Source organism: Stenotrophomonas sp. STEN020 (assembly GCF_056760195.1).
This window is the reverse complement of the sequence record NZ_JBRREI010000049.1, coordinates 23,165-34,733: the sequence shown is the minus strand read 5'-3', so window position 1 is coordinate 34,733 and position 11,569 is coordinate 23,165. Positions and strand designations below refer to the sequence as shown.

The window sequence follows — 11,569 nt, the reverse complement described above, 5'->3', positions numbered from 1 at the left end:
GCCTGTGTTTGATCATTTTGTGTCGTCGCTGGTTTTGTTACCCTGCTGTGGCCGTCGGTTCCGCCCGGCTCGGGTAGCGCCCCCCACTACGGTTACGAACGGGCCAGTTCGCCCAGCATTTCCCAGGATCTGAGCCCGCGACCGCCAAGGTGATGCAACAGCACTGCGCGCATCTGCAGGCGCAGGCTGGCGATGTCACTGTTGTTCGGCATCTGATCTTCGGCCAGCGCCAGCAACGCGCTGCCTGTCGCCAGCGACCGGCGTTCGTTACTGCGCTCACTGAGCAGGCGCAGCGGGCCCTGCAGTGGATCCAGTCGGTAACGGGCCGCCGGATCGATGGGCCCACCGTCGGCGCCACAACTCCAGTCGAAGCCAAAGCCCAATGCCTCAAGCAGATCACGCTCGAAGCGCCGCAAAGACCACGCCAACATATCCGCCTGATCCAATTGCCCGCGCAACTCACCGTATGCCACATACAACTCAGGCAACGGGTCCTGCCGCGGCGTCAGCCGCATCACCAGTTCGTTGATATAGAAGCCGGCCAGCATGGCGTGACCGTGCAGTCGCGGTGCCACGTCCTGACTTTCGGCGCGGCGCAGCTGCGCCAATTCACCGGTTTGCTGCGCGTCAAAGCGAATCGCCTGCAGCGGCTGCAGGGCGGCACGCAGCGCCTGTTTCTTCGGCCCTTGCACGCCGCGTGCGAGCAAACCCAGGCGGCCATGTTCCAGACTCAGCACCTCGACCAGCAGACTGGTCTCGCGCCAAGGCCGGGCATGCAGCACGTAAGCGGGCTGGTCTTCGATGCGCATCTAAGGCGGGGAATCGGGAATGGAGAAGCGGGAGTTGGAACAGCCCGCAAGCGTGATCCAGCCGGCCTTCGTCAGGCTTCCTGGCGGCCGGCTATCGCTGCGACTTATCGTCGTCGCAGCATCGGTCTTCATCACACAACCTGACCTGTCACGCGGCCAGAAAACAGCCGAAAATCGCAAATCGCGGCAGAACCAGGCAGTTTCCATTCCCGATTCCCCACTCCCGATTCCCGGCTAAAAGGCTACTGTTCGCCGTAGCCGAAGGCCTTCAGCGCGGCCTCGTCATCGGACCAGCCTTCACGCACGCGCACCCAGGTTTCCAGGAACACCTTGGCACCGAACAGACGCTCCATCTGCAGACGCGCCTTGGCACCGATTTCCTTCAAGCGGGTGCCGCCCTTGCCGATCACGATGGCTTTCTGGCCTTCGCGCTCGACCCAGATCACCGCGCCGATGCGCAGCAGCGCACCGTCTTCGGCGAAGCGTTCGATTTCCACGGTGGTGGCGTACGGCAGCTCTTCGCCAAGCTGGCGCATCAGCTGCTCGCGGACCAGCTCGCCGGCGAGGAAGCGCTGGCTGCGGTCGGTGATTTCGTCTTCGCCGAACATCGGCGGGCCTTCCGGCACCAAACCGATAAGATCACGCACCAGCGCGTCCAGACCATTGCGCTTGAGCGCCGAGATCGGATGCACGGCGGCGAATTCGCGACCGACGGTGATCTCCTGCAGGAACGGCAGCAGCGCACCCTTGTCCTTCATCCGGTCAACCTTGTTGACGATCAGCACCACCGGCACGCCAGCGTCACGCAGCACGTTGAAGGCCAGGGTATCTTCTTCGTCCCAGCGACCAGCTTCGATCACCAGCAGGCCAACGTCCACGCCTTCCAGCGAGGCGCGCGCGGCGCGGTTCATCACCCGGTTCATCGCGCGCTTCTGCTGGCGATGCAGGCCGGGGGTATCAACCAGCACCAGCTGGCCTTCCGGGTAGGTGGCGATACCGAGCAGACGGTGGCGGGTGGTCTGCGGACGGTTGGAGACGATGCTGACCTTGGCGCCGACCAGGGCGTTGGTCAGGGTCGACTTGCCAACGTTGGGGCGGCCAATGACCGCGACGCTGCCACAGCGATGAGAGGAGGTGTCGTTCACTTGGAATCCAATTGCTCTATTGCGGCGGCTGCCGCCTGTTGTTCGGCCAGCCGTCGCGAAGTGCCTTCGCCTTCGGTACTTACGGCGGGGTCAGCCACGCAACAGCGCACATGGAAGTGCTTGGCGTGGTCGTCGCCGGTCTCCGATACCAGCTCGTATACCGGCAGGGTCTTCTGCCGGGCCTGCAACCATTCCTGCAGGCGTGTCTTGGGGTCTTTCTCGGGCTTGCCCACCGGCACTGCCGACAGCGAGGTCTCGAACCACGGCATTATCCGCTCGCGGCAGGCTTCGAAACCGGCATCCAGGTAAATGGCGCCAACCACGGCCTCGAAGGTATCGGCGAGGATGGAGTCGCGGCGATGGCCGCCCGATTTCATCTCACCCGGGCCCAGCGTCAAACGCTCGCCCAGCTGCAGAGTGCGCGCGATCACCGCCAGCGCAGCCTCGCAAACCAAGGCCGAGCGGGCACGCGTGAGCGCGCCTTCGTCAGCCTTCGGCCAGCGCGTGAAAAGCGCTTCGGCGATCAGCATGTTGACGATGCTGTCGCCGAGGAACTCCAGGCGCTCGTTATGCGGCGCGCCGGCACTGCGATGGGTCAGGGCCTGCTTCAGCAAACCCTGATCCTTGAATGAGTGACCGATCAGATCACCCCGTTGGAACGTTTTATTGAGCACTGCCTGAGGTGAAATCCTGGGAATTTGTGAAATTGCCTACGATGTCCAGATTGCCGATCAGCGGCTTGCGAACCTCATAGGCCACGTTCATCCGCCAACCACCGTCGGTGCGTTCAAACTTGATGTTGTCGCGCTTGACCGTGTCGGAGTAATTCATATCCATGCGTTTGAAAAAAGCCTGGGTCGCGGTCGAAGGATTGAATTCTCCGGTTGACTCGTTGGCCATCGACTTCATCGCCACTTTGATCGAGTAGAACTCCTGGTACATCGGGAACAATTTCATGCCGATGTAAAGCCCGAAGCCCACCACTGCCAACACCATCAGGAACGAGGTCAGCGTCATACCTGCTTGTTTGTGCTTCATTGCGATCTCCCCAGAAACGCGTTGTCCACTCACTGAATGCCCGCCCCGATACGCGACGGTTCGAAACTACCCTTGCAGAACCAGCCTTCACAGTTCAACCAGATCAGGAACGCCTTGCCACGCAGATTCTCTTCCGGCAGGAAGTGGGTCTGGGTCCAGAAGCGACTGTCCTCGCTGTTGTCGCGATTGTCACCCATCACGAAGTACTGACCTTCCGGCACCACCCAGTCGCCCTGGCCACGCGGGTCGGCCCGACCCAGCAGTTCTAGCACGGTATGGCTGCGGCCCGGCAGCTGCTCGGTCAGCAGCGAGGCACCGGTCATTTCCGCACCCGGGCCCTTGCCAACGTACTCGCCGCGGTCTTCGTAGACCATCGGCACGCCGTTGATCGACAAGGTGTCGCCGTGGAAGCCGATGCGGTCACCCGGCAGGCCGATCACGCGCTTGATCCAGTTCTGGTCCGGCGCATGCGGCGGCTTGAACACCACCACGTCACCGCGCTTGGGCTCGGCCACCGGAATGATCTTGGTATTGGTGATCGGCAGGCGGAAGCCGTAGGAGAACTTGTTGACCAGGATGAAATCGCCGATCAGCAGGTTGGGCATCATCGAGCTGGAGGGGATCTTGTACGGCTCGGCCACGAAGCTGCGCAGGATCAACACCACCGCCAGCACCGGGAAGAACGCGCGCGAGTAATCCACCACCGCCGGCTCTTCGCTGTCCAGCAGGCTGGCCTTCTCGGCACGGCGCTTGCGCAGGTACAGCTTGTCCAGCAGCACCACCAGGCCCGAGCCCAGGGTCAGCACAACCAGGATGATTTCAAACCATTTCATTCAAGTTCCTTCGGAATGGGAATGGGGAATGGGGAGCAGGGAATCGCGCAGTCCAAAGCGGGTCCGCTCTGCCATTACGATTCTCCATTCCCTACTCTCGATTCACTGTTACTTGTCCATCTGCAGCACAGCAAGGAAGGCTTCCTGCGGGATCTCCACTCGGCCCACCTGCTTCATGCGCTTCTTGCCTTCCTTCTGCTTCTCCAACAGCTTCTTCTTACGCGAAACGTCGCCACCATAGCACTTGGCCAGGACGTTCTTGCGCATGGCCTTGACCGTGGTGCGGGCGATGATCTGCGCGCCGATCGCGGCCTGGATGGCCACGTCGAACATCTGCCGGGGAATCAGGTCCTTCATCTTCTCGCACAGCTCGCGACCACGGCGATCGGCGTGGCTGCGGTGGGCGATCAGCGACAGGGCGTCGACCTTGTCACCGTTGATCAGTACGTCCAGGCGCACGAAAGGACCAGCCTCGAAGCGCACGAAGTGGTATTCCAGCGAGGCGTAGCCACGGCTGACCGACTTGAGCTTGTCGAAGAAGTCCAGCACCACTTCGGCCATCGGCAGCTCATAGCTGATCTGCACCTGGCTGCCCATGTAGTTGATACCGATCTGGCTGCCACGCTTCTCTTCGCACAGCTTGATGATGCTGCCGATGTATTCCTCGGGGGTGAGGATGTTGGCGCGGATGATCGGCTCGCGGATTTCTTCCACCTGGTTGACCGGCGGCAGCTTGGCCGGGTTGTCCATCATCACGATGGTCCCGTCGCTCTTGAGCACCTCGTAGATCACCGTCGGTGCGGTGCTGATCAGGTCGAGGTTGTACTCGCGCTCCAGGCGCTCCTGCACGATTTCCATGTGCAGCATGCCGAGGAAGCCGCAGCGGAAGCCGAAGCCCATCGCCTCGGAGCTTTCCGGCTCGAAGCGCAGCGCGGCATCATTCAGGCGCAGCTTGTCGAGGGCTTCGCGCAGGTCCGGGTAGTCCTCGGCATCCACCGGGAACAGGCCGGCGAACACGCGCGGCTGCATTTCCTGGAAGCCGGGCAGCGGCTCGGAAGCCGGATCGGCCTGCAGGGTCAGGGTGTCGCCGACCGGCGCACCGTGCACGTCCTTGATGCTGGCATTGATCCAGCCCACTTCGCCAGCACGCAGCGCAGGCATTTCCTTGCGCTTGGGGGTGAAGACGCCAACCTTGTCGACCAGATGCCAGCGGCCGGTGGACATGACCTGGATCTTGTCGCCGGCCTTGATCTGGCCCTGCATCACACGCACCAGCGAGACCACGCCCAGGTAGTTGTCGAACCAGGAGTCGATGATCAGCGCCTGCAGCTTGTCACTGCCACGGTCGGCCGGCGGCGGGATGCGGTGCACGATGGCTTCCAGCACCTCCTCCATGTTCAGGCCGGTCTTGGCGCTGACCGCAACCGCATCGGAGGCATCGATGCCGATCACCGCCTCGATCTCGGCCTTGGCACGGTCGATGTCGGCGGTCGGCAGATCGATCTTGTTCAGCACCGGCACCACTTCCAGGCCCTGCTCGATGGCCGTGTAGCAGTTGGCAACCGACTGCGCTTCCACGCCCTGGGCCGCATCGACCACCAGCAGCGCGCCTTCGCAGGCGGCCAGCGAGCGGCTGACTTCATAGGAGAAGTCGACGTGGCCGGGGGTGTCGATGAAGTTCAGGAAGTAGGTCTGGCCGTTGCGGGCCGTATACGGCACCGACACCGACTGCGACTTGATCGTGATGCCACGCTCGCGCTCGATCGGGTTGTTGTCCAGGACCTGCGCTTCCATTTCGCGCGCGGTCAAGCCGCCACACAACTGGATGATGCGGTCGGCCAGGGTGGACTTACCGTGGTCAACGTGGGCAATGATGGAGAAGTTGCGGATCATCCGCATCGAATCATGTGACATAGGTGGCGGCGGCGGCGCTGCGTCGTCAGGATAACGGGCCATTATCGCATGCCGGAGCCAAGCCCCGCACAGGGTTTGGCCGTCAGCTGAACGAAAGGAGCCGCCCGAAGGCGGCTCCCGTTGCAATCACAAGGCGTGGCGGGCTTATTCGCCAGCCCGGACCGGGACAAAGGCGCTGTTGGCACCGGCCCGGACCAGCAGCATGACCACATCACCCTTCTTGTAGCCGGCCAGCTCGCGGTTCAGGGCGGCGACACTGCCCACCGGGGCACGCCCGACCTGCAGCACCACCATGCCCGGGGCCAGACCTGCCTCGCGGCCAGACTGGCTGTTGACGCCGGTGATACGCACGCCCTCGCCCGACTCCAGCCCAAGCTGGCGCCGCTCGGCGGCTGTCAGGTCGGCCACCTCCAGGCCCAACAAGGCATTGGCGCCGGCCTGCGGCTTGGCGTCATCGCCAGCCGCGGCGCTGTTGCCCGGCCGTGCAGCATCCTCGGCCAGCTCGCTCAAGGTCACGGTGATCTCACGCGGCTTGCCGTCACGCAGGATGCTCATCCGCACCTTGCTGCCCGGCGGCATCGCGCCAATCATCGGCGGCAGCTCGCTGGAGGTATTGATCTCGGTGCCATTGACCGCACGGATCACGTCACCCACTTCGATACCGGCCTTGGCCGCGGCGCTGTCGGGCACCATCTGGTTGACCAGTGCGCCACGGCTGTCCGGCAGCTTGAAGCCCTGGGCGATATCGCTGGTCACCTCGCCAACCATCACGCCCAACTGGCCGCGACTGACCCTGCCGGTCTTCTTGATCTGCTCGACCGCGTTCATCGCCAGATCGATCGGGATCGCGAAGCTGATGCCCATATAGCCGCCGGAGGCGGAGAAGATCTGCGAATTGATGCCCACCACCTCACCGCGCGTATTCAGCAAGGGGCCGCCGGAGTTGCCCTGGTTGATCGCCACGTCGGTCTGGATGAAGGGCACATAGCGCTGCTCCTGGCCACCGGTATTGCGGCCCAGCGCACTGACAATGCCGGCGGTGACCGAGTGATCCAGGCCAAACGGCGAGCCGATCGCAACTACCCATTGGCCCGGCTTGAGCGTATTGGAGTCGCCCACCCGCACGGTCGGCAGGTTGCGACCTTCAACCTTCAGCAACGCCACGTCGTACTGGGCATCGCTGCCGACCACCTTGGCGGTGAACTCACGGCGATCACTCAGGGTGATCTTGACCGACTCGGCACCGTCGATGACGTGGTGATTGGTCAGCACATAGCCGTCATTGGAAATGATGAAGCCCGAGCCCATGCTGCGCCCACGCGGACCGCTGTCCGGCCCTTGCTGGCCCGGCCCCGGCATCTGGAAATCCGGACCGAAGAAGCGGCGGAAGAACTCCGGCATCTGGTCCATGTCCGGGCCCTGCTGGGCAGCGCGCGGATTGCGGCGTGCGCCAATCACTGTATCGACCTTGACCACGCCCGGTCCAACCTGGTCTACCAACTGGGTGAAATCAGGCAGGCCCTGCACCAGCTGCGGCGCAGGCGCGGCACGGGTAGCGGCGACCTGTTCGGCCGGTGCATTCGGGGCTGGGCTCTGCGCGCAGGCCACCAACGGCAGGGTCATCGCCAGCAGGCCAAACACCTTGTTTTGGATACTTGGGGTCATCAGCTTCGAGCCTCCAATTCAGTCAAAGCGGGAAAGAACAGCCAAGCCCGGTACGCCCAACAACAGCGCACAAACCTGGAATCCGGGGAGAACCGGTCGCCCAGAGGCGGACGACCGGCAAGCAACACTCACTGACGCGGCAACAGCCTGCGCGACTCAGCATCGTCGGCACTTTGTGCCGGCATGCGCGGTTCAAACGGGTAGAACGTCGCCCCACCCTGCTCCTTTGCAGGGAAACTTGCGTTAAGCGCCCCCTGCGACAGCGACGGCGCTATCGTCGAGCGCGGCCACGGCCGCGCATGCAGCACGCCATTGCCGGCGGTGAACGGATCCTGGCGCAGTGCCGGGGTCGCCGGCAGTACCGGCGCGGAAGCAATTGCGCGCTGCGGCTCGGCCATGCGCGCGGTACCGGCGCGTGCCGCCTGCTGGGTGCGGGTCGCACTGCCGCGCCGGGCGGTGGCGTCCTGACGGCGGGTCACTGCAGCAGCAACCGCAGGAGCAGCAGCCACCAGACCGGCGACATTGCCGGCATCAGCCGCGGTCGGCGCCGAAGGCTGCGCCGGTGCAGGCGCGACTTCCGCCGTGGTCGCAATGACCGGCGCTGGCGTGCTGGTTACCGGCAGCTGCTCGCGGGCCATGAACAAGGCAACCGCAGCCACCGAGGCAGCCAAGGCGGCACCGCCACCCCAACGCCGCCAACCCGTGCGAGCTGCGCGTTGCGGCGCGGGCGCGGCAAGCACCGGGCCGTTCTGGCGGGCATCGGCATCCACCGCCTGCCGTACCCGCGCACTGAAATCCAAGGGCGCCGGTGCGCAGGCCTGGCCACGCATCACATCACCCAATACCTGCCAGCGCTCCTGGCAGGCCGAAAGCTCACTGTCGTGTTCCAAGCGGCGCAGCATGAAGCGCGCCTCATCGGCGGCCAGCTCGCCATCCACCAGCGCCGACAGCTGCTGGCGGTAGTGCAGTTCAAATTTGTCCGGCGCAGCACCGGCCGACACCGGGTTACGGTCTTGCGGGTTCATACGCGACTCCGTTCACGGGTAGCGCTGGGGGTATCCAGCAAGGGACGCAGCTGTGCATCGATGGCCTCGCGGGCACGGAAGATCCGCGACCGCACCGTGCCGATAGGGCATCCCATTTTCTGCGCGATATCCTCGTAACTCATGCCTTCCACCTCTCGCAACGTAATGGCTGAGCGCAGCTCTTCAGGCAACGCATCAACCGCCTTCATCACGGTCTGTTCCAGTTCCTGGCGCATCAACTCACGCTCCGGCGTGTCGTTGTCGCGCAAGCGGACCCCACTGTCGAACTGCTCGGCGTCACCGATTTCGATGTCGTCGGTGGGGGGGCGCCGGTTGTGTGCTGCCAGGTAGTTTTTTGCGGTATTCACTGCGATCCGATGCAACCAGGTATAGAACTGGGCGTCGCCACGGAAATTCCCGAGCGCACGGTAAGCGCGCACGAAAGTGTCCTGGGCCACGTCCTGACATTCACTCCAGTCGGCGATGTAGCGCCCGATCAACGCGATGATCCGATGCTGGTACTTGCGTACCAACACATCGAACGCCGCGCTTTCGCCGCGCTGCACACGCCGGACCAGTTCCAGGTCCAGCTCCTGCGGTGTTTCAACCTCGGCCATAACGGGCCGCACTCCTGTCAGCCCAACCGACGTCGGGCATTAAGACCGCTGTTCGCGGCAAAAGTTCAGCACCCTGTCCCAGCGGCACCGCACCAGCTTTTAACTCCCGTTCGGCTAGCCTGCAGGGGCGTTGACCAGACAAGCACAACACATTTCCTGACATTGGGATTTGACGGCAGGGAAACAACCTCTGGATCATAGCGGCCTTCTCCATACACAACCGGATGGAACGTCCCATGCTCTCAGGCTTCGACGGGCTCCGCTTCAATCATTGGCAAACCGAGCTGCGCGAGGATGGCGTGGCAGTGCTCAGCCTCGACCGCAAGGACAGCCCGGTCAATGCCATGTCGCAGGACGTGCTGCTGGAACTGGGCGACATCGTCGAGCGCCTGGCCATCGACCCGCCCAAGGGCGTGGTGGTGCGCTCGACCAAGGCGGCCGGCTTCATTGCTGGCGCCGACCTGAAGGAATTCCAGGAGTTCGACCGCCGCGGCACCGTCAATGACGCCATTCGCCGCGGCCAGAGCGTCTACCAGAAGCTGGCCGAACTGCCCTGCCCGACCGTCGCCGCGATCCACGGCCACTGCCTGGGCGGTGGCACCGAGCTGGCGCTGGCCTGCCGCTACCGCGTGGCCTCCAACGATCAATCCACCCGCATCGGCCTGCCCGAGACCCAGCTGGGCATCTTCCCGGGCTGGGGCGGCAGTGCACGCCTGCCACAGCTGGTCGGCGCGCCGGCGGCGATGGACATGATGCTGACTGGCCGCACGCTGTCGGCCTCAGCCGCGCGCGCGATTGGCCTGGTCGACAAGGTCGCTGCCCCGGCAGTGCTGGTCGATGCGGCCATCGCATTGCTGCAGACCGGCGTGACCCGCCCGTTCAAGCAGCGCGCCACTGCCTGGGCCACCAATACCTTCCTGGCCCGCAAGATCCTCGCCCCGCAGATGGCCAAGCAGGTCGCACGCAAGGCCAAAAAGGACCAGTACCCGGCACCCTACGCACTGATCAGCACCTGGGAGCGCACCGGCGGCAGCCCGATCCAGAAGCGCCTGGACGCCGAGCGCCGCGCCGTAGTCAAGCTGGCCAGCAGCCCGACCGCGCGCAACCTGATCCGCATCTTCTTCCTGACCGAACGGCTCAAGGGCCTGGGCGGCAAGGATTCGGGCATCAAGCATGTACACGTGGTCGGTGCCGGCGTGATGGGCGGCGACATCGCGGCTTGGGCGGCCTACAAGGGCTTCAACGTGACCCTGCAGGACCGCGAGCAGCGCTTCATCGACCCCGCCATGACCCGCGCGCAGGCGCTGTTCGACAAGAAGGTGCGCGACGAAAGCAAGCGCCCGGAAGTGGCCGCACGACTGAAGGCCGATCTGGCCGGTGACGGCGTGGCCCTGGCCGATCTGGTCATCGAGGCCATCATCGAGAACCCGGAAGCCAAGCGTGCGCTGTACCAGACGCTGGAGCCGAAGATGAAGGCCGATGCGCTGCTGACCACCAACACCTCCTCGATCCCGCTGGTCGAGCTGCGTGACCACATCCAGCGCCCGGCGCAGTTTGCCGGCCTGCACTACTTCAACCCGGTCGCGCAGATGCCTTTGGTGGAGATCATCCACCACGACGGCATGGCGCCGGAAACCGAGAAGCGCCTGGCGGCATTCTGCAAGGCACTGGGCAAGTTCCCGGTGCCGGTGGCAGGCACCCCAGGCTTCCTCGTCAACCGCGTGCTGTTCCCGTACATGCTGGAAGCCGCGACCGCATACGCTGAAGGTATCCCCGGCCCGGTGATCGACAAGGCCGCAGTGAAGTTCGGCATGCCGATGGGCCCGATCGAACTGCTGGACACAGTCGGTCTGGACGTGGCCGCTGGAGTTGGCAAGGAGTTGGCCCCCTTCCTCGGCCTGCAGATCCCGGCCGCACTGGCGACCGTCGAGCCGACCAAGCGCGGCAAGAAGGACGGCCAGGGCATCTACAAATGGGAGAACGGCCGCGCAGTGAAGCCGGAAGTTGCCAAGGACTACCAGGCACCGTCGGACCTGGAAGACCGTTTGATCCTGCCGCTACTCAATGAAGCGGTGGCCTGTCTGCACGACGGTGTGGTCGCCGATGCCGATCTGCTCGATGCCGGCGTGATCTTCGGCACCGGCTTCGCCCCGTTCCGCGGCGGCCCGATCCAGCATATCCGGGCAACTGGTGTGGACGTGTTGGTTGAAAAACTGAAGACCTTGCAGGCACGCCATGGCGATCGCTTTGCGCCGCGCAAGGGCTGGGACATGCCGGAGCTGCGTGAGCCGGTGGTTTGAGTTTTTGCTGGTTGATTGAATGAAAAACGGAGCCAAAAGGCTCCGTTTTTTTGTTTCACCTGTAGTGCCGAGCCATGCTCGGCAGGGGCCTTGCAGAAAATGCCGAGCCCCCGATTTTTGTAGGAGCGGCGTAAGCCGCGAAGCCACAGATCAATCAGATTGCCGTGATTCCGGTGATTTCAGCAGCCCCAGCTTCGCGGCTTACACCGCTCCTACAATGCCG

Annotated in this window: 11 protein-coding genes; 2 read left to right on the top strand and 9 right to left on the bottom strand. The window is 64.0% G+C overall.

Going from position 1 to position 11,569, the window contains the following annotated elements; genetic code table 11:
* Positions 1-92: 92 nt before the first annotated feature.
* Entirely contained in the window at positions 93-809 is a 717-nt protein-coding gene (gene recO / locus ACVOLZ_RS17455) for a DNA repair protein RecO (protein WP_481517218.1), read from the bottom strand.
* Positions 810-828: 19 nt separating this feature from the next.
* Between recO and ACVOLZ_RS17450 the strand changes: the two genes are divergently transcribed.
* Positions 829-1,047 carry a hypothetical protein gene (locus tag ACVOLZ_RS17450; RefSeq protein ID WP_481517217.1) on the top strand — a complete coding sequence of 73 codons (219 nt, stop codon included), beginning with the start codon at positions 829-831 and terminating at the stop codon, positions 1,045-1,047.
* 4 nt (positions 1,048-1,051) lie between these two features.
* Here ACVOLZ_RS17450 and era read toward each other — a convergent pair whose 3' ends face one another.
* From era to rpoE, 8 genes are all read right to left on the bottom strand, one after another.
* Positions 1,052-1,954, bottom strand: a complete 903-nt coding sequence (gene era, locus ACVOLZ_RS17445) for a GTPase Era (RefSeq protein WP_481517216.1) — start codon at positions 1,952-1,954, stop codon at positions 1,052-1,054.
* Positions 1,951-2,628: a ribonuclease III gene (gene rnc, locus ACVOLZ_RS17440; RefSeq protein WP_481517215.1), complete on the bottom strand. Its 678-nt coding sequence runs from the start codon at positions 2,626-2,628 to the stop codon at positions 1,951-1,953. Before rnc ends, era begins: the two co-directional genes overlap by 4 nt.
* Positions 2,618-2,992 carry a DUF4845 domain-containing protein gene (locus ACVOLZ_RS17435; RefSeq protein WP_481517214.1) on the bottom strand — a complete coding sequence of 125 codons (375 nt, stop codon included), beginning with the start codon at positions 2,990-2,992 and terminating at the stop codon, positions 2,618-2,620. Before ACVOLZ_RS17435 ends, rnc begins: the two co-directional genes overlap by 11 nt.
* A gap of 29 nt (positions 2,993-3,021) precedes the next feature.
* Positions 3,022-3,825 (bottom strand): signal peptidase I, encoded by an 804-nt coding sequence (lepB, locus tag ACVOLZ_RS17430; protein ID WP_481508334.1) that lies wholly within the window; start codon positions 3,823-3,825, stop codon positions 3,022-3,024.
* 108 nt (positions 3,826-3,933) lie between these two features.
* Positions 3,934-5,724 carry a translation elongation factor 4 gene (gene lepA, locus ACVOLZ_RS17425; protein ID WP_296250907.1) on the bottom strand — a complete coding sequence of 597 codons (1,791 nt, stop codon included), beginning with the start codon at positions 5,722-5,724 and terminating at the stop codon, positions 3,934-3,936.
* Between the two features lie 159 nt (positions 5,725-5,883).
* Positions 5,884-7,404: a DegQ family serine endoprotease gene (locus tag ACVOLZ_RS17420; RefSeq protein ID WP_481517213.1), complete on the bottom strand. Its 1,521-nt coding sequence runs from the start codon at positions 7,402-7,404 to the stop codon at positions 5,884-5,886.
* Between the two features lie 128 nt (positions 7,405-7,532).
* The gene (locus tag ACVOLZ_RS17415) at positions 7,533-8,429 is read right to left on the bottom strand and encodes a sigma-E factor negative regulatory protein (RefSeq protein ID WP_481517212.1); all 897 of its coding nucleotides are present in this window, start codon (positions 8,427-8,429) and stop codon (positions 7,533-7,535) included.
* On the bottom strand, positions 8,426-9,046 hold the full coding sequence (gene rpoE / locus ACVOLZ_RS17410) for an RNA polymerase sigma factor RpoE (protein WP_313170618.1): 621 nt from the start codon (positions 9,044-9,046) through the stop codon (positions 8,426-8,428). The genes ACVOLZ_RS17415 and rpoE overlap by 4 nt, the downstream gene beginning before the upstream one ends.
* Positions 9,047-9,282: 236 nt before the next feature.
* On the opposite strand from rpoE, the gene ACVOLZ_RS17405 reads away from it, so the two are divergent.
* On the top strand, positions 9,283-11,346 hold the full coding sequence (locus ACVOLZ_RS17405; RefSeq protein WP_481517221.1) for a 3-hydroxyacyl-CoA dehydrogenase NAD-binding domain-containing protein: 2,064 nt from the start codon (positions 9,283-9,285) through the stop codon (positions 11,344-11,346).
* Positions 11,347-11,569 lie beyond the last annotated feature (223 nt).